General features: G+C 52.4%; 15 protein-coding genes, 2 tRNA genes and 2 pseudogenes. 13 read left to right on the top strand and 6 right to left on the bottom strand.

What is annotated here, in order from left to right; genetic code table 11:
• A tRNA-Gly gene (locus BMY49_RS09965) sits at positions 1–75 on the top strand.
• A 62-nt stretch (positions 76–137) separates the two neighbouring features.
• Here the strand turns inward: BMY49_RS09965 and BMY49_RS09970 are convergent.
• The gene (locus tag BMY49_RS09970; RefSeq protein WP_244154945.1) at positions 138–398 is read right to left on the bottom strand and encodes a methyl-accepting chemotaxis protein; all 261 of its coding nucleotides are present in this window, start codon (positions 396–398) and stop codon (positions 138–140) included.
• Between the two features lie 324 nt (positions 399–722).
• On the opposite strand from BMY49_RS09970, the gene BMY49_RS09975 reads away from it, so the two are divergent.
• The 6 genes from BMY49_RS09975 to BMY49_RS10000 all read left to right on the top strand — a co-directional run bounded on the left by BMY49_RS09975 (position 723) and on the right by BMY49_RS10000 (position 4,659).
• Positions 723–1,685 carry an ABC transporter ATP-binding protein gene (locus BMY49_RS09975; RefSeq protein WP_089675497.1) on the top strand — a complete coding sequence of 321 codons (963 nt, stop codon included), beginning with the start codon at positions 723–725 and terminating at the stop codon, positions 1,683–1,685.
• Positions 1,682–2,455, top strand: coding sequence for an ABC transporter permease (locus tag BMY49_RS09980; RefSeq protein ID WP_062375906.1), 774 nt, complete (start codon positions 1,682–1,684; stop codon positions 2,453–2,455). The genes BMY49_RS09975 and BMY49_RS09980 overlap by 4 nt, the downstream gene beginning before the upstream one ends.
• Before the next feature lie 61 nt (positions 2,456–2,516).
• Positions 2,517–3,350, top strand: coding sequence for an NADPH-dependent 7-cyano-7-deazaguanine reductase QueF (queF, locus tag BMY49_RS09985; protein WP_089675498.1), 834 nt, complete (start codon positions 2,517–2,519; stop codon positions 3,348–3,350).
• 29 nt (positions 3,351–3,379) lie between these two features.
• Positions 3,380–3,940 (top strand): nitroreductase family protein, encoded by a 561-nt coding sequence (locus BMY49_RS09990; RefSeq protein ID WP_044630778.1) that lies wholly within the window; start codon positions 3,380–3,382, stop codon positions 3,938–3,940.
• Between the two features lie 32 nt (positions 3,941–3,972).
• Positions 3,973–4,479 (top strand): YiiD C-terminal domain-containing protein, encoded by a 507-nt coding sequence (locus BMY49_RS09995; protein ID WP_089675499.1) that lies wholly within the window; start codon positions 3,973–3,975, stop codon positions 4,477–4,479.
• Between the two features lie 92 nt (positions 4,480–4,571).
• Positions 4,572–4,659, top strand: a tRNA-Ser gene (locus tag BMY49_RS10000).
• 289 nt (positions 4,660–4,948) lie between these two features.
• On the opposite strand, the pseudogene BMY49_RS17825 reads toward BMY49_RS10000, so the two are convergent.
• A pseudogene (locus tag BMY49_RS17825) lies at positions 4,949–5,659 on the bottom strand (IS3 family transposase); the annotation flags it as partial.
• Between the two features lie 492 nt (positions 5,660–6,151).
• Here BMY49_RS17825 and zorA point away from each other — a divergent pair.
• The 5 genes from zorA to BMY49_RS10035 are packed head-to-tail and all read left to right on the top strand — an operon-like array spanning position 6,152 to position 14,306.
• On the top strand, positions 6,152–8,287 hold the full coding sequence (gene zorA / locus BMY49_RS10015) for an anti-phage ZorAB system protein ZorA (protein WP_089675502.1): 2,136 nt from the start codon (positions 6,152–6,154) through the stop codon (positions 8,285–8,287).
• Positions 8,287–9,051: an OmpA/MotB family protein gene (locus BMY49_RS10020; protein WP_089675503.1), complete on the top strand. Its 765-nt coding sequence runs from the start codon at positions 8,287–8,289 to the stop codon at positions 9,049–9,051. The genes zorA and BMY49_RS10020 overlap by 1 nt, the downstream gene beginning before the upstream one ends.
• Positions 9,048–10,643, top strand: a complete 1,596-nt coding sequence (locus BMY49_RS10025) for an EH signature domain-containing protein (protein WP_089675504.1) — start codon at positions 9,048–9,050, stop codon at positions 10,641–10,643. Before BMY49_RS10020 ends, BMY49_RS10025 begins: the two co-directional genes overlap by 4 nt.
• A gap of 26 nt (positions 10,644–10,669) precedes the next feature.
• Entirely contained in the window at positions 10,670–13,708 is a 3,039-nt protein-coding gene (locus BMY49_RS10030) for a DEAD/DEAH box helicase (protein WP_089675505.1), read from the top strand.
• A gap of 55 nt (positions 13,709–13,763) precedes the next feature.
• Positions 13,764–14,306, top strand: coding sequence for a hypothetical protein (locus BMY49_RS10035; protein WP_089675506.1), 543 nt, complete (start codon positions 13,764–13,766; stop codon positions 14,304–14,306).
• A 76-nt stretch (positions 14,307–14,382) separates the two neighbouring features.
• On the opposite strand, the pseudogene BMY49_RS17830 reads toward BMY49_RS10035, so the two are convergent.
• From BMY49_RS17830 to BMY49_RS17430, 3 genes and pseudogenes are all read right to left on the bottom strand, one after another.
• Positions 14,383–14,550: pseudogene (locus BMY49_RS17830) on the bottom strand (transposase); the annotation flags it as partial.
• A gap of 569 nt (positions 14,551–15,119) precedes the next feature.
• Positions 15,120–15,281, bottom strand: coding sequence for a hypothetical protein (locus tag BMY49_RS17425; RefSeq protein ID WP_167359364.1), 162 nt, complete (start codon positions 15,279–15,281; stop codon positions 15,120–15,122).
• Between the two features lie 555 nt (positions 15,282–15,836).
• Positions 15,837–15,977 carry a hypothetical protein gene (locus BMY49_RS17430; RefSeq protein ID WP_167359365.1) on the bottom strand — a complete coding sequence of 47 codons (141 nt, stop codon included), beginning with the start codon at positions 15,975–15,977 and terminating at the stop codon, positions 15,837–15,839.
• Positions 15,978–16,176: 199 nt separating this feature from the next.
• Here BMY49_RS17430 and BMY49_RS10045 point away from each other — a divergent pair, with 199 nt between their 5' ends.
• Complete coding sequence (locus tag BMY49_RS10045) at positions 16,177–17,049, top strand: GGDEF domain-containing protein (protein ID WP_062363500.1); 873 nt, start codon at positions 16,177–16,179, stop codon at positions 17,047–17,049.
• 233 nt (positions 17,050–17,282) lie between these two features.
• On the opposite strand, the gene BMY49_RS10050 is transcribed toward BMY49_RS10045, so the two are convergent.
• Positions 17,283–17,906, bottom strand: a 624-nt coding sequence (locus tag BMY49_RS10050; protein ID WP_208596186.1) for a transposase, incomplete at its 5' end; no start/stop codon positions are given.

The raw sequence follows: 17,906 nt of genomic DNA on the forward strand, positions 1-17,906 counted from the left end.
GCGGGAATAGCTCAGTGGTAGAGCATCGCCTTGCCAAGGCGAGGGTCGAGAGTTCGAATCTCTTTTCCCGCTCCATGCAAACCCCCTTTCTAAAGTTCTGCTTGATCCCCAATCTAGTTATTGCCATTTGCCGCTGATCAATAGCGGTGTTTTTGTGTGCGTGCCGTTTGGGCGGCGGTGGCTGTTTGCTGCACCATTGAGGCGTTGTCTTGGGCCGCCTGATCTAACTGGGCGATGGCCACATTAATTTGCTCAATGCCACGGGTTTGCTCGTGGGTGGCGGCGGTCATGTCTGAGAACAGGTCGTTTACGCGCTGAATTCGCTGATCAATATCCTGCATACGCTGCTTGGTGGTATCTACCAAGGCGGCACCATTGCTGACCTGCGCAAAAGCCACTGCCGGTTTGCTGCGTATTATCCAGAATGGTTTGGAAGATCAGCGTCCCTATCGGTTAGGCTCGCTTATATGGTCAGCATGTTCCCTTGAAGTGCCGCTGCCTGGGCAGGCGGGCGCTAGGCTAATACTAAAGTATTAATCGAGGCGCTATCGCAGCAATAGCGTGGCAAAGTATCACCTAATGTAGTGCTAAATAGAGAAAAATCAGGGGCATGGAAGTGGTGGTTCAGAGGTTATAAGCCGCAAACTTGAAAAAATATATGCATGCCCCGATATCCTCCCTTCTAGCTCTTTTTGCTCCCCACTTGCTGACAGGACATATTCATGGCCGAACCGGCATTGTCGATCCGTGGCCTTACCAAGGTGTATGGCAACGGCTTCCAAGCGTTAAAAGGTATCGATTTAGACGTCCAGCAGGGCGATTTTTTTGCGCTGTTGGGCCCCAACGGCGCAGGAAAGTCCACCACCCTTGGCGTCGTTTGCTCGCTGGTACAGAAAACGGCGGGTAAAGTGTCGATTTTTGGAATCGACATTGATAAAGACTTCGCCAAAGCGAAATATCAGCTCGGCGTGGTGCCGCAGGAATTTAACTTCAACCAGTTTGAGAAAGTGCTGGATATCGTGCTGGCCCAGGCAGGTTACTACGGCATGAAGCGCAGCGAAGCGTTGCCTCGCGCCAAGCAGCTGCTGACCGATTTAGGGCTGTGGGAAAAGCGCAACGGCAGTGCGCGAATGCTCTCAGGAGGTATGAAGCGCCGCCTAATGATTGCGCGTGCCTTGATGCACCGACCCAAGTTGCTGATTCTCGACGAGCCCACTGCCGGGGTCGATATCGAACTGCGCCGCAGCATGTGGGAGTACATGCGCCGCATTAACCGCGATGAGGGCACCACGATCATTCTGACCACGCACTACCTCGAAGAAGCCGAGAGCCTTTGCCGTAATATCGCCATTATCAATCATGGTGAAATCGTTCGGAACACCAGCGTACGCGAGCTGCTGGCGGAGCTTGATACCGAAACCTTCCTGCTGGATCTCTCAGAGCCAGTTGCGCGAGTGCCTGTGATTGAAGGCTTTGAGCTGCAGCAAATCGAGCCGTCTCAGCTGGCGCTGGTGATTCATCGTGGCCAGCAGTTGAACGATGTGTTTAGTGCGTTAAGCGCGCAGGGCATTCAGGTGGTATCCATGCGTAACCGTGCCAACCGCTTAGAGGAGATGTTTGTTTCCATGGTAGAGAGCAGTCAGCAGGCCATCGACCAGCGTGAAAAGCAGGAGGCCCGCGTATGAATGCAATGCAAACCCTCGTGGCTTTATGGACGCTAGTGCTTAAAGAGATCAAGCGCTTCACCCGAATCTGGCCGCAAACCCTGCTGCCACCGTCGATCACCATGGCCATGTACTTCATCATTTTCGGCAGCCTGATCGGCTCGCGCATTGGTGAGATGGATGGCTTCAGCTATATGGACTTCATTGTGCCAGGGCTGATCATGATGTCGGTGATCACCAACAGCTACTCCAACGTGGCCTCTAGCTTCTTTTCCAATAAGTTTCAGCGCTCCATTGAAGAGATGATGGTGTCGCCGATGCCGAATGGTGTCATTCTTTCGGGCTTTATTTTGGGCGGAATGGCTCGTGGCTTGGGTGTGGGGCTGATCGTGACGCTGGTGTCGCTGTTCTTTACCCGCTTAACGGTTGAGCATCCGCTGCTTACCGTATTAGTGGTGGTGCTCACCTCGGCGCTATTCTCCATTGGTGGCTTTATTAACGCGCTGCTGGCGAACAAGTTTGATGATATCTCCATCGTGCCAACGTTTATTCTGACGCCGCTCACCTATTTAGGTGGGGTGTTTTACTCGATTTCGATGCTGCCGGATTTCTGGCAAGGCGTCTCGATGCTCAACCCGATTCTGTATATGGTGAATGTCTTCCGTTACGGCTTTTTAGGTGTTTCTGATATTCCGGTAGGCTGGGCATTGGCCGCTATTTTTGCTTTTATCGTCGTACTGTTTATGGTGGCGCTGACCATGCTAGAGCGTGGCAAAGGCATACGTAGCTAGGGTCGCCTTCACAGCCTTGATTGAAATACCCTTATAAGATGGCACGACTAAGAGAGTTTTCATGGTACACCGCCCCGATACCTTAGAACATGCGCCCTTGGGGCGTGATTCTGCTTACCCCGAGCAGTACGATGCAGGGTTGCTGTACCCCATTCCCCGTGCGGCCAATCGCGCGCCGCTGGGGATCGAAGAGAACGCGTTGCCCTTCGTGGGTGAAGACGAGTGGCACGCCTTCGAAGTCTCCTGGCTGAATGGACGCGGCAAGCCGGTGGTGGCGGTGGCGCGCTTTCGGCTGCCAGCAAGCTCGCCGCAGTTGATCGAGTCCAAATCCTGGAAGCTCTACCTCAACAGCCTCAACCAGACGCGCTTTGTCAGCCAGGCCGAGGTGGAAGCCATCCTGGTGCGCGACCTGAGCGGTGCGGCGGGTGCCCCGGTCAGCGTCGAGCTGTTGCCGGTGGATGACGAAGCGCTGGCCCCACGACGCTTGCCAGGGGAGTGCCTGGACGACCTGGATATCGAGGTCAGCCACTACACCCCCAGCGCCGAGCACCTGACCACCCACGATGATATCGTGGAAGAGACGCTGCATTCGCATCTGCTCAAATCGAACTGCCCGGTGACTGGTCAGCCGGATTGGGGAAGCGTCTTGATTCGCTATAAAGGCCCCAAGCTCGACCGAGAAGGGCTACTGCGCTACCTAATTGGCTACCGCCAGCACCAGGATTTTCACGAGCACTGCGTCGAGCATATTTTTACGGACGTAATGCAGCAAGCGAAGCCAGAAGAGCTGCTGGTATTGGCCCGCTACGTGCGCCGTGGCGGCCTAGATATCAGCCCCTGGCGAGCCACCCCAGGGCTGACACCCCCCAGCCCGCTGCGCCTTGCCCGGCAGTAACGCTCACCTTTTATGGAGAAGAAGTTATCATGGACGCCCTCACGCTGCTTCACGAACGTAGCTCCATGGGCAAGCTCACCGAGCCTGCCCCCAGCGCCGACCAGCTTAGCGCCATATACCAAGCGGCCCTGCGTGCCCCTGATCACAAAGAGCTGCGCCCGTGGCGCTTTATCGAGTTCTCCGGCGAAGGTCGGGAGCGCCTGGGCGAGCTGTTTGCTGAAGCCGAATTTCAGGAAGACCCCCACGCCAGTGACGACACGCTAAACTCCGCGCGCAAAAAGCCCCTGCGCGCACCGATGATTATCGCGGTGATTGCCAAGGTGACGCCGGACCTTCCCAAAGTGCCGAAAATCGAGCAGGTGATTTCAGCAGGTTGTGCCGCTCACGGCATTTTGCTGGCGGCCCACGCGCTAGGTCTAGGAGCCATGTGGCGCAGCGGAAAATACGCGTTTGATCCCGTGGTGCGCAAAGGCCTGGGTCTGGATGAAGATGACGAAGTCGTTGCCTTTATCTATTTGGGCAGCCTAGCGGGTCGCCACAAGCCAGTGGCAACCCACAACAGCGCGGATTTTGTCGAGCGCTGGGATTAAATCTACGCCCCTGTAATGCCAAGGAAGTCTCCATGAGTCAGCCCCGCCAACCCGGCATTCCACATCCCCGCTTACCGCTACCGGAAGGCGAGGAGGACCTGGCCGCCTTTCAGCACTGGCTGGAAGCGGCCATTCCCATGGTGGAGGCACTTGGCATTACCCGCATGAGCCAAGCCAACGGCGCGCTCACGTGGCAACTGGCGCTCACACCTAACCTCAACGACAAAGGCACCGGCTTTGGCGGCGCGCTGAGCGCACAAGCCACGCTACAAGGCTGGTGCTGGGTCACTCTCTGGCTTCGCCAGCAGGGCAGGGCGCAGGATGTGGTGGTTGCTGAAGCCAGCCAACGCTTTCTTGCCCCGGTCACGGGTGATTATCGCATGACTTGTGCCCCTAGCCATCCGGACGGCCCTGCACAGCTTGCTGCTAAACTCAGTGAACGAGGTAAGGGCAGCATCGAGCTAACGCATCAGCTCTACTGCGGAGATTCGCTCTGCCTAGAAGCCACAGGCCGCTACGCCGTGCTGCCAAACACCTAGGCAGGAAAAAGGCTTGCTATTTCACGGCTTAGACCATAGAATATGCGCCGTTCTGTTGAGAAAGGCAGCGCCTGACGGCAGAGCTGAAATGTGGAGAGGTGTCCGAGTGGTCGAAGGAGCACGCCTGGAAAGTGTGTAAGTCGAAAGGCTTCGAGGGTTCGAATCCCTCCCTCTCCGCCACAGAATATAGATTAAGCCGCTGATTTCAGCGGCTTTTTTATATCTGCAATTTAGCCATCCCATACCTCAGCCTATACCTTTTGTTTTGGTTCTTGTTGAGCAAAACTGGACCGTATTGGAAGCCGCCTCTCAGCCTAGATCTCTTGTTGCTGACCTTTAATTTGGTTGTCAGCAAATTCTTCATGCATGCATCTAAATGAGGGATGATAGGGCCTTTTCCTTCAGATACTGTTATCTTAAGAATTATGAGTGAATCGCCCCAGTTATTCCGGAGACCGATTTGTTTGAGTCAGGCAGCTTCCCACGACTCCTCTAGTTGACGATAGTACGTCCTTTCTCTTTCTGCTGGCGGAGTGTTTCCGATGAGTTCCAGCAATCTGCGATTGTTGAGTCAGTCAACCCACTCCAGCGCTCTCAATGGGCCACGATGATGAATCACCTCCGTTTTGAACAAGCCGATGATGGTCTCGGCCAACGCATTGTCTTAGGAGTCGCCGGTGGTGCCAACTGGGGCATTGATACCCTCGTCAGCCATACGTTCGGTGTAGCGGGTCGAGAGGTATTGGCTTCCTCTATCACTATGGTGAATCAGCCCTTGCCTATGTTTTCGTGCTCCCAGAGCTTGTTCCAGAGCGTCCAGTACCAGTGCTGTTTTCATCGACGTCGCTACACGCCAACCTACGATACAGCGTGCATAAACATCGACAACGAACGCAACGTAAACGAAGCCAGACCAGGTAGTGACATAGGTGAAGTCGGCCACCCAAAGCAGATTAGGACGCATGGCCGTAGGTAAAGTCACGTTTCACTAAATCAGGTGCCCCGGATCGCTAATTGTCGTGAAGGGACGTTGGCCTCGCACCACGCCGAGAATTCCCAGACGGCGCATGAGCCGTTCTACGGTGCAACGAGCAACTTCAACGCCCTCACGGCAGAGTTGCCGCCAGACCTTACGAGAACCGTAGACGCAGAAGTTTTCTTTCCATACCCACTGAACCTCAGCCGAACTTACTGGCAATGGAACATATCGCCGCCTACTTGGACGGGTATTCGCTTTGCTGTTCAAGAACTAAACGAACAGCCCGGTCTCGCACTTCCGAGGTATATCATTTTGGTGAGTTCATGACTTCACCCTCTCAAGATATGAAGTCTCTGGTAAAACCGGGGTGGTTCACTCTGTGCTTTTCTATCAATGCAGAGTACAAAAGTTTGATTCGTCCCAAGAGTTTTATAGGAGGAGTGGGGTCGTGTATAAATGGGAGCTAAGATGGCAACTACGTCGGTGTTGGAGGCGTATAACCAATCATTTAAGGAAGCGCTGTATAAATTCCGCCGTAGCTGCTTGGCAACCATTGGGGTGTAGAATTCTGTCCTCCTGCCACTGCCTGATCAGAGCCACCCATTGAAACGTGGCGTGGAGGATCTTTCCCCATCAGAATTAATTACCTGGTGCTCGTGGAGCGCCAGCATAAAAAAGTGAATAGGGTTAAATATGTTCGACTTGATCAGTCATTTGTGGCCACAGTTCGCGTTGGTACTCACGCCAGGTCTGGAAATGGAGGAAATTGCAGTCTGGATCTGGTTGCTTATGATAGTAATCATGGCCGTATCAGTGATGTCTGTAATCCGACATCGTTGGCATTTCTCTCGGCGCTTGAAAAGGGTTCAGCAGCTTATCCAAGGACAGGATCGTAACAGTCTGGCCCATAACCGTTTGGCAACGCTGCAGAAGGCGCTGGAGCAGGATTCGGACGTCACTGGGCCATTGTGGCGAGAGTTTGATGAAAGCCTAGTGTATTCAGCAGACAAGTCCCGACTTTTCAATACGCTGGAGGCCGAGCATTTTTTTAATAATTACACCCTGGCCTATGGTCTGACTTCCAGCCGCTTGCTTGCGGCTGCGCCAGCCTTCCTAACGGCTATCGGGGTGCTAGGCACCTTCCTTGGGCTGACGCTCGGACTCAATGGATTACAGATTAATGCCGGAGATGTCGAGGCTCTGAAAGATGGCATTTCGGTGATGATCAATGGTGCGGCTGTTGCCTTCATGACCTCAATTTGGGGTGTGGCCCTCAGTTTACTGCTTAACCTGTTTGAAAAGCTGGTAGAACGGGGGGCATTGGCAAAAATCCGTAACCTGCAGCAACGTATCGACTTCTTGTATCCGCGATTACCAGCAGAGCACTCGCTGGTCCAGATCGCAGCTGCGACTGATGAAAGCAAGGAAGCTCTGCAGGAGCTGCATGAACGTATCGGCGATCGCTTACAGGAAACTGTATCTGGTATGAGTGACTCCATGCAGCAAGCGTTTACAGATGCGATCAACACCGTGATGGCGCCCGCCATTCAGTCCTTGGTAAACAATACCAATCAGCAGTCTACGGATGTGCTGGAGAAGCTGGTGTCCGGTTTTATGGATGGTATGAAAACGGCAGGTTCAGAGCAGGGTCATCTGATGAAGAATGCTGCTGAAGAAGTCCAGCAGGCTGTGTCGGTTATGGCCGACCGCATGGAGGTATTATTCAAGCAATTAGACGAGCAGCAGAACAGGTCAAGGGAGCAGACCGAGGGCACCACAAGAGAGTTCGCACAACTGCTCGAACAGCAGGGCGCAGATGCTGCACAGCGTCAGCAGCAGATGGAGCTACGTTTCAATCAGCTAATGGAGCAGATGGAACACAAAGTCAGTGCGCAGTTCGACAAGGCGGCCGAGGATGAGCGCAACCGAGCTGCCACCCAAGAGCAATTACAAACGCAGATGGTGGCCGGATTTCAGAGCCAACTTGAGCAGTTCAATAACGCATCGAACGGCCAGATTCAGGCTATTAGCGAAGCCTCGGCTAAACAGCAGAGCGAAATGGGCCAGGCTTTTGAATCGGCACTAGATGGGCTGCAAACACTTATAAGCAATCATACTGCAGCAGCCAGTGAACGGGAAAGCGTTATCGAGTCCCGCTTCAATAGCCAGCTCGAACGGCTTGCGGCAGAACAGCAGCAGTTACTGTCTGCCGTGACTCAGAGTGTCCAGCAGACTCAACAGCAGATGCTTGAACTGACCAAACAGCACCAGCAGTTAATGACTGAAATGGGCGAGGTCAGCCGTTCGGTTGAGGCCAGCAGTCAGCATATGAACAACAGCTCCACCCAGTTGGGTGTGCTGTCAGCTAACCTTAAGCAAGCAGCGGACGTATTGGATGCACGCTTGCAGACTGTAACAGAAGCACTGGCGGGAGCGTCTGATCAGAACCACGAGCTAGCCGAGCAGGTGAGTCTGCAGTCGAATACGCTCAGACAGTTACAGTCAGAACTGATCACGGCGACCCAACATTTCGAGAAGGCTGCAGTGGCTGCCGAGCAAGGCTTTGAAGTGTTTGCCAACCATCAACAGCAGTTCCTGGATGGCATCAATACTGAGTTTCAAGGGCTTGGCCAGGCGCTCAAGGAGCAGGTCGGCGGGATCGAGCAACAGGCTGATGAGTGGCTACGCAGCTACTCCACGGAGGTGCGTACTCAGGTTGGCGAGAGGATGGAGCACTGGAACAAGAATACGCTGGAGTTTTCTGATCAGATGCGGCGCACGGTGAGTGCGATCAGTGGGATAGTGGATGATCTGGAGCAGAAAGTCTGATGCGCTTTTTGAAAAAGAGTCCCGCTAATGTGGATGAGGAAAATCCCTATTGGATGTCCTTTTCCGATGTAATGTCTGCGCTGCTGATCATATTCATCCTAGCGTCGGTTGTGCTGATTATCCAACTGATGGAAATTCAAGAAGAATTAAGAAAACAGCAACAGGAATTCAATCAGGAAATACAGGAGTTACGGCAAGCGGAGCAGGTACGTAGAACTATCCTGCATGAGGCAGCTGATTTGTTGCAACAACGAGGCATACGCGTAACGGTGAGTGAAAATGACACTGTACTGAGTATTCCTAACGATATTCTAGGGTTTGGGACCGGTGCGCATGAGATCGGGACGGACTATCAGGGCACAGCTGTAGAGATTGGCAGGGTGCTTAGTGAAGTCATTAATAAGGATAATCGAGTCGATTACCTAGATACGATTTTTGTTGAGGGCCACACAGACAACCGCCCACTGAACGGCTTTATGGGCAAAGGAAACTGGGGGCTGTCGGCTTTTCGAGCCATTTCGCTCTGGCAGCTATGGGATGAGCTGCTGCCCGAGCAATTCTCTTTGGATGAACTAGAGAATAAAGATAATCAGCCGCTGTTCTCAGTCAGTGGCTATGGGCCAACCCGGCCAGCTACCAGTCGACAGGATACAGAAGAGGAGCTTAGCCAGAACCGACGAATCGATATTCGCTTTACCATCAGGCGGCCGAGCAGTGCAGAGTATCGTCGGGTCAGTGAAAACCTTGAGGAAGCTATACGATGAATTTGCCGCCACCTGAGCTGTTAGTAATAGACTGGCCTGAAGGGTCTCTGGAGAGCTGGCCGAGGCTGACAGAACGTCTGAAGAGGGTGGCAGGAGCTGCTGGCAAAAGCGATTTGTTTTATGAAACATCCGAGCATTTGAGGCGGCTATCAAGGATCATGGATGGCCGTGTACTTGCTGACTTAATGTGCAAACGCATTACAGCGAGGGCCATTACTCAGCTTTGGTTGGAAGATGCCGAGTTTCGCCGCAGAATGCTGAGCCCGAAAATCCTTGATATCTTGGTGAAGCAACAGCTTGGGCAGTTAGGTGTGGTTCCGCTGCAGAACTTGATTGCTTTGTACTTCCGCATGTTCGACGAGCTAGATCAGCATGGGGAAAACCTCAGAGAAGAACTTCAAGACCTCTTAGAGCAACAGCTGTCTAAACGCTTTGCACATAATTCCAGATCCTCTAGTCACCAGCGAGACTTGTTGTCCATTCTGTATTCCGAAGCGAAATGGCTTCTTTCAATCAATGGGCCCAAACACTTGGTGGATTACGTCTATGAGGAAGGTTTAGAGCTTGACCGGGCCTTCTTGCACTTCGAGCTACGAGGGCTCGATGATGGCCGGTATGCGAGTATCTGTCGGGCGCATTATTATTTGAATACCTTGAGAGAGCTGCCGGTTGGTCAGTATCACGAGGTACTGGCTGAGTTGCTCAAGCCAGCGGTCAGCCAAGCTCCCTTTGAGGACGGCAAGCGTATCGGCCATGTGGCTCTGGAAATTCTTATTGATCGGGCAGGTGATGCACCGGGTGATGAGTGGCAGAATTTCATTATGGATCTGGCGGGTGATCCACGTATCACAAGTACTGCACAGAGCTACCGTGAATGGTGGCAGCCGCTGGGCGAAGATCGAATTGAAAAGGTGAGACGCTGGCTTTACAAGGAGGATTTGCGTTTATTTCTTAGCGCGTTGGAGCAGTTTGGCAAGGAAAGCGGTGATGCTGCCATGCAGCGCATGTTTCCGGCTCGTAAGCGGTTTATTGAGGGGCTCGATAGACTCAAGTTGGTACGCAAAACCCGCCTGATGCTTGGAGCCAAAGCCGCGTCCGCAGTGAAGAATATTCTTGGTGATGAATTAAGAACAAACTTCGTAAGACTTTCCAATGCCAACGGCATGTCTGACAAAGCGGTTATCTATATTGATTGCGGTGATTTTTGTCTGATTGAAGGCTCCCATAACTTCAAACTGTGGGTATACCTGCGGCCACCGTGGGAGAGATTGTATAGTTACAATACTAAACAACTATCACATTCCGAACTGACGATACGTGCCCCAAGTGGATATAAGGGACTTTACGGTGTAGATGCGCCATACGAAGCCATCACCCATAGTCCTTCGACGTGGCACAACCGTTTTTTCAGCTTTTTGGCCGACCATGGGGTGTCTATTGATATTGAACAGTTGATGTTCCCTGATGACTACAGAAACTATTTAAGGCGGTTTGGTATTCCCTATGTAAAGCCGCTGAAAACGCGGCTTGAACCGTTGTCAGCTTTCAGCCCAAGAAACGATCACGCAGGCGGTGGACGTAACCAAGGTTAAATTAAGGCGAGGAGTGGCCTGAACATATGAAGAACCACCTCAGGGATCTGTTCAATTCGTTAATGTTCGGTCGGCAAGACCGAGACAGTGACATTGAGAGTACGTCGCTGCAGGTGCAAGCAGACTCAAGTGGACTAATATTTTTTGAATCTCTCCAGACCATTACCGAACTCAAGATAGGCAAAGGCTCGCCTGTTGCACAGTTGCAAATGGTTGTGCTGCAAATGTTGCTTGAGCAAGGCGATGCGGAGCCCTTGCCTAACGGCTATCGAGTGAGTTCGCGTGTTGCTGCCGCGCTTGATGATGAACAAGCAGATTTACTCCACTTACCTAGTCGCTTTACCCATGGTTTTGTCGCTCATGTGAAAGGGCATACCCGCAACTCTGGTTTCAGAGTACAGATTTTTGCCTCCATTGATGGTCAGGAGCACCCCGTCCTCATCAAGGGGCCTTATCTCTATATTGGCCAAAGTCAGCCGTACCGTTTGACTCCAGCTGAATTGTCCGCATTTTCGGCGCTTGAAGTACATGGCAACCTGCCTTCTGATGAGGCTGGAGAAGCGGCTAACTTACGTTTGATGGCGCAACTGCAAGCAGCACGGCGCAGTGGCATGGATCTTGAGCTTGGCGCATTTAGTAATCTCAATGTGGTTGTGCCTGAAGGTATTGGTGTTGTGGCAACGCGGATGCCGGATGGCAGCCTTGAGCTTTGTCCTTCTCTGGGTGATGGTTCGACCCCGGATCAACTCGATAAGCGCTGGAGCCAGTTGGACCTAACCCGTGATGGTGGCGTGCTGCGAATAGAGGAAAGGTTGGTTCTATTAGAACCTGAAAAGATCGCTGCGGTACGTGAGGTGTTGGGTAGCCGGCGCATACCGGCTGGCAAGGTGGAAGAGTTTATCAAGACACCCTCTGCCTTTATTGATGCGTCTCTGGTCAACCTGGATTTGGGGTTTTCAGTTCGCGTACTGGGCATTGGTAAAATGCAGCATATGGACTTCGGCCCGCTGGATGATAAAAAACGGGATTGGTTTGCGACCTCAACGCGCCCTCAGCCTCCTGAAGCGTTGCATAAACATATTACTTGTACGGAAGATCTCGATGCCTTTCAGGAACGTTTACACGCAGCCCAGCAACAAGGTGCCCAGAGCGTTGAGTTTGAAGGGGAGCAGTTTGATATCAGTGAGCCTGCCAATGTCATCAGTGTCCTTAGGAGCATAGAAGCAGGCTTTGAGCATAAACCTGTAAAACAGGAACAGGGAGGTGACGACCAGCCCGAAACCGAGAGGGTCACGCTCCTGTTAAGAGATGCGGACGAACTCAACCGTGAACTGTTGACCAAGGCGCAGCAGCAGGGCAGAACGCCGATAGTCGATGCTTCCAAGCTGCGTCGCTCTCCCTACCCGCATCAGGCTGAAGGGATCAGTTGGATGCTTGATCTGTTGCTTAAAGCTTTGGCTGACGATCATAACAATATGTATCGATTGCAAGGAGCTTTGCTGGCTGACGATATGGGCCTGGGCAAAACCTTCATGACTCTCGTGATGGCCGCAGAGTATTTGGCTATTCAGGCGGCGGCGGGCAGAACACAGAAGCCTATACTGGTGGTAGCGCCGCTCAGTTTGCTAGAAAACTGGGAAGACGAGATAGGCAAAACCTTCAAGTCCTCTCCGTTCCGGGATGTAAAGGTATTGCAAGCCGGTAGGGATCTGTCGGAGTTCCAAATCAAAGATGCCCCACGAGAGTCGCTTCAATTGGCTGATTTGCTAGATGAAAGCGATGCGATGAGCGAGGCGGATATCCGTTACTCACTGCAGATTGGACGGGAAGCAGGTATTCATCGGCTCGATATGGATAGCCGGGTAGTGTTGACTACTTACCAGACTTTGCGCGATTACCAGTTTTCGCTCTGTGTCATTGATTGGGGTGTTGTGATTTTTGATGAAGCGCAGAATATCAAGAATCCTAATACGTTGCAGACCCGGGCAGCCAAAGGGCTCAAGTCGGATTTCAAGTTGCTTGCAACCGGCACCCCAGTTGAAAACAGTCTGGGTGATTTCTGGTGTCTGATGGATACGGCACAGCCGGGTTTGCTCGGCAACTGGGCAGAGTTCCGGAGTAAATGGATTACTCCGATTTTCAAGGCTACGGACGAAGCCCGGGACCAGATGCGCATTGAGATCGGCTCGTCCCTGCGCGAAGCGGTTGGCCCATTCATGCTGCGGCGGATCAAAGAGCAGCAGCTTAAAGGTTTGCCGAGTAAATACATTCGCTCAGGGCTGCTTCAGAGCGAAGCTGAGAATCTTCAGAGGACGCCCGAATTGGCCGTAGTAATGAAAGGTACTCAGTTACAAGCGTATGACAGTGTGCTGGATAACTACCGATGCCAGCGTGCTGAGGAAGATATGCGTGGGCAGGCGCTTTCAGCGTTGCAGCAGTTGCGCCTTATTTCTCTGCACCCGCGCATGGGTGACAAGGACCTGCTCCGTGTGAGCGGAGCAAAAGCGGCGCGCAAGGCGATTGCAGAGTCAGCGAAATTGTCGGTGGTTCTAGAACAGCTTGATCGCATCAAGGCTAAGGGCGAGAAGGTGATTCTCTTTATGGTCACCAAGCAGCTACAAATAACGCTTAAGCTGTGGCTGAGCCAAATTTACGACCTGGACATTCATATCATTAACGGCGATACCGCAGCTGTGCAAAAAAAGCGGGACGTTCTTACCCGTAAGAAGATGATCGAACAATTCGAAGCAGCTACCGGGTTCAATATTATTATCATGTCACCGGTTGCTGCAGGTGTGGGTTTGACAGTGGTAGGCGCTAACCACGTTATCCATGTTGAGCGGCACTGGAACCCAGCAAAAGAAGCCCAAGCAACTGATCGAGTGTACAGGATCGGGCAGACAAAGGACGTATATGTTCATCTCCCAGCTGCGCTACACCCACAGTTCGATTCCTTCGATGTACATCTTAATCGGCTACTGAGCGGTAAGCTTATGATCAAGGATGCGGTGGTGACCCCGGAACCTGTGGACGAAAAAAGTATGGTTACATCTTTGGGGCTTTGAGCCTTGGAAGCTGAGATGGTTAGTCAAGACAATTAAGGAAGAAAGGAGCATATTGATGAGCGATCATAAAAAAGCAGTCCCTTTTGGACTTGAGAAAGGTGTTAAATTGGATCAGCTGTCTTTTGAAATTGAAGAGATTGGACCATGTGTTTACATGACGGTAAATCCTCCAAAGCCTCATTCAAGTTTTTCTAGTTATATTCTCAGAGTTGCCCCATGCTCTGGGCTGTATTGGATCAAGGGTGTAAGTAATGATATTAATACTGATAGCTTTGGTTCAGTATTGAAGTCAAAGGCTGATAATATGATTGATAGGCTAGAAAGAATTTACGGGGAGGCGGAGAAAGTCTCCTTTTTAAGTATGGGAACTATATGGGATGAGCCTAGAGACTTCATGAATGGCTTGCTTAATAACGAAATTCACTATGGTGCCAGATGGTCTAGTGCCTCTCACGATCTTCCAGAAGGCTTGGAAGGAATTTTTTTAGGAGTAAATGCCAATAGTTCTAATAGTGGGTATATGTTTATTGAATATGAATTTGATAATCATAATCAAGCTGAAAGAGAAATTGAAGAACTTGAGGATGATGCTCTTTGAGTGAGGGTTGTTTGTTTATTTCCTGAATTAAATTAATAGGTGTAGCACCTGCGGTTTCTAATGCTCCTGAATCTTCTTATAGGAATACCTGGGCTGGGGTTCGGTACCCCAGCCCCTTTCTGGGTCTATTGTTCAGCTTGTGAACAAGGCGACGCAGCTCTGTATTAGTCACCTTCTGGACATCTGTACTTTTCAGAAAATATTGCCTGATCAGCCCGTTGGTGTTCTCATTTGTCCCTCGCTGGCCTGAGCATAAGGATCGCATAAATTTTTTAGGATTATAAACTGTGCGCACACAGTAAATTCTTTATACGCTGGCTGACGTGCCATAAACTGTTCCTTATTTAACTTTTTGATGCTCCTTTTTTACCTGAGTACTAGCCTCTAAGTATACAGTCAACTTAATGGAAATTTAACGCGAGTCTAACACGCCTTGCGGGAGTAATGCGGGTCACCAGCAAGCGGGGTGCTGCCTTGCGGGGCTTACAGGGCATTTCTGGCGGCTCGGCTTTATGTGCTTAAATAAGTCGGCGCGGGTGGCCAGCACTTCGTCTTCGTCGTCATCGTTCGGGGCGATAAACTCCCGGTTGGGTATATCGCCCCATAGATGGGGGAATCGGCTTTGCACGGCTGCAGTTCTGCATGGTGGAATAGACTATCAGGCTTCCGTATTCGACGCTGTCGCTTGTGGCCGAGTAGCTAGCTGAACTGCTTGGCAAGTAGCTTGCTTTTGCCTTCAAGCACACGGCCATGGCCTTTGCGTTCCTCTGTCACCGGGGAGGGCGTGCCGTCTGGGGCTTCCTTATCCCTAAACTACTGTTGGGTGCGGTTGACCATCTCTTCTCCGATGCTCTTCATCGGCGCGGCGAGATCTTCGCCTTGGTTGATGAGGTCGGTGATGGCTTGGTCGGGTGCCTGTAGTGATGATGGCTGCCTTTCACTCTTACCAGTTCCCAAATAAAAACCCCTGGCCATGTAAAAATAGCCAGGGGTATAGAGTTGAGCTATTGAAAACTTAAGAAAGACGAAAGACGGATTTCTGGGCGCGCCTCTGTGCCTCTTCAGCGCTTATAGGCTGACTTTTACATTACCTTGCCTTTTTGCGTCCAAGTATCGCGCACTTGCGGCCTGGATAAGTGCCGCCTTGCGTTGTTGCTGTGTAGTGCGATCATTCGCGTATAAATGCATAGCATGTTCCTCGATTAGAGGTGTACGGCATTAGACCGCTGGCAGCGAAATTTGCTCCATAGCGGCGGTAAAGCCTTCGATAATAGTGGCACAGCTGAGGGTTGTCATCAACGGCACAGCCATAATACCCCGAGCCATGCATATCTTGATCAAACAGGGTGATGGATTCCAGTAGGCCAGCTCCAAGCAGGTTCAGCTCTGTCAAAGAATAAGGGGGTAGGCCTAGTTGTTGCCGAGGCCGATAGCCATGAGCTGGGTTCTCATCAAGACGGCTATCCAGGGTGTCGAATTTTATTTCAAAGGCATCTGCAGGGATGTGAAGACTGAGCTCCTGGGTTACCTTTAGAGCAGTGCTATCGTCCCAGGCTGATCGTGAAATAAATAGTCTCCATAGTGGGTTCCTGCTAATGAAAAGTGCTGAACTTGCGCGCCTGGCAGGGCGGTTTCATCAATAAACTCCCTACTACTAAAATTAATTCCCATGCCGCCTCCTGAAAACGGGGGCAGCATTATGGCATGGAAATAGCGTGCTCACCCTGTAACCTAACCGCCACCATTCCCATGAATTAACAAACAGTGCTCATGCCTCAGCGTGCAGAATTCCCCTCTCACCACCATAAGAGTTGTCCAGGCAACCCTCGATCCGTCTATACTCGAGAAAAGCCACCCAACTAGGCTGCCCATGTCCGTTGATTTGCAGGCGCTTTATCCTAAGCTGATTCATTTGATGCTCGACGCTGTGTTCGTCGTGGATGCGGATCACAAGATTCTTTTTGTCAGCGATGCCTGCGAATCGCTGCTGGGCTACCGTGCCGATGAGCTGGTAGGCACGCTAATTACTCACTATATGCACCCGGAAGATTTGGCTATAACCAAAGCCTCCATTAAGCGGGTGATGAATGGGCAGCCCCATCTCGATTTTCGTAACCGCTACCTACATAAGAACGGCAGCGTGGTGCATGTGCTTTGGTCGGCCCGTTGGTCGGATGAAGAGCAGGTGAGAATTGGCGTTGCTCGAGATGTAACCGCTCAGGTGCAAGCGGAAGACGACCTGCGCTTTCTTGCACATCACGATCCGCTCACCAAACTGACCAATCGTTCATTGTTTTACGGTCGTTTGGAGGCAGCGTTAAGTACGGCAAGGCGCTATCAAAACCGTTTTGCGCTACTGTTTTTAGATGTAAACGACTTCAAACGAATTAACGATGTGCATGGCCACGCGGTGGGAGATGCGGTGCTTTGCGAGGTAGCTCGCCGTTTGAGTGGCTGCGTGCGTGAGACTGATACGGTGGCACGTATGGGGGGCGATGAATTTACGGTGATATTAACCGACGTTCACTCTAAAGAGGCCGCCATCGAAAAAGCTGCCCAAATACTGGAGGTGCTCTCTGAACCGCTCGCGGCAGAGGTAGCAGGGGCGGATATGCGGGATATCGGCATGCCGTCTTGCAGTGTGGGTGTGGCCACCTACCCAGAAGACGGCAAAGATGCTGATACGCTACTGAATTATGCAGATGTGAAAATGTACCGAATGAAAAGGCGTCGTTCGCGTTAGCCCGCCTCATTCACGAGGGCTCTGATCGGGCAGTCTGAAGCTACGTGCCATCGGCATTGCTCGTAAGGGTCCGTATTTCCGGCGTGAGCGCCTGCTTCGTAATGCCCGAACACTGCGTTTCTTTCGCCGATTTATAACCTCCAGGAATTAATCTCGACCTTCAAAGCAGCCGTGATCGCCGAACGCCGCTCCGGTCGCTCGCTTTCTGATGCGGTGGTGGTCTCGCAGGAGCGTCAGCTCAGTGCGGTCAGCTTTGGCAGCCCCTTAAGCAAGGTCGGCCACCACTTGTCGGCAGCGGCTCCGAGATGAACCGTGATTCGCCGAGCGTGCAGCCTCAGCGTGGCGGCCACCTTCAGCACCTGCTCGCGCATCCGACTCAGACTCCAGCCTTGTCGGGTTTGCCGCTCCAGCAGGCAGCGCAGGCCATGCAGGACCTGATACGCGTAGAGGCTCAGCAGTAGGCTCACCTCGTTGCGGGCCATCACGTCCTGAACGGTGGAGGCGCCGCGATCCGTCGACGAGAGGTGCACGTCGAGTGCCGACTTCACCTCGCCCATATGGGCTTCGGCGCTGCCCCGCTTGCGATAGAGCGCCAGGATCTTCTCCGGCGGCCAGTCGAACTTGCCGAGGTTGGTGACCAGGAAGAAGGCATGCAGCAGCAGGTCATCGGGGCGTTCCTGCACCACCAGCACTACGCGCCGCGGTGCCGGCCAGGAGCCGGCTTGATACGCCAGGTCGTGGCACCACTCGCGAGGCTGCTCGGGTGGCCGGCCGGGTGGCCGCTTCAGGAGCGGTGCTGCCAGCTTCTGTAGACCGGTGTGACTGCGCAACCGGCCCAGGTATTCGATCCCCCGATC

Origin of the sequence: Vreelandella aquamarina (assembly GCF_900110265.1) — a bacterium.
GTDB classification, from domain to species: domain Bacteria; phylum Pseudomonadota; class Gammaproteobacteria; order Pseudomonadales; family Halomonadaceae; genus Vreelandella; species Vreelandella aquamarina.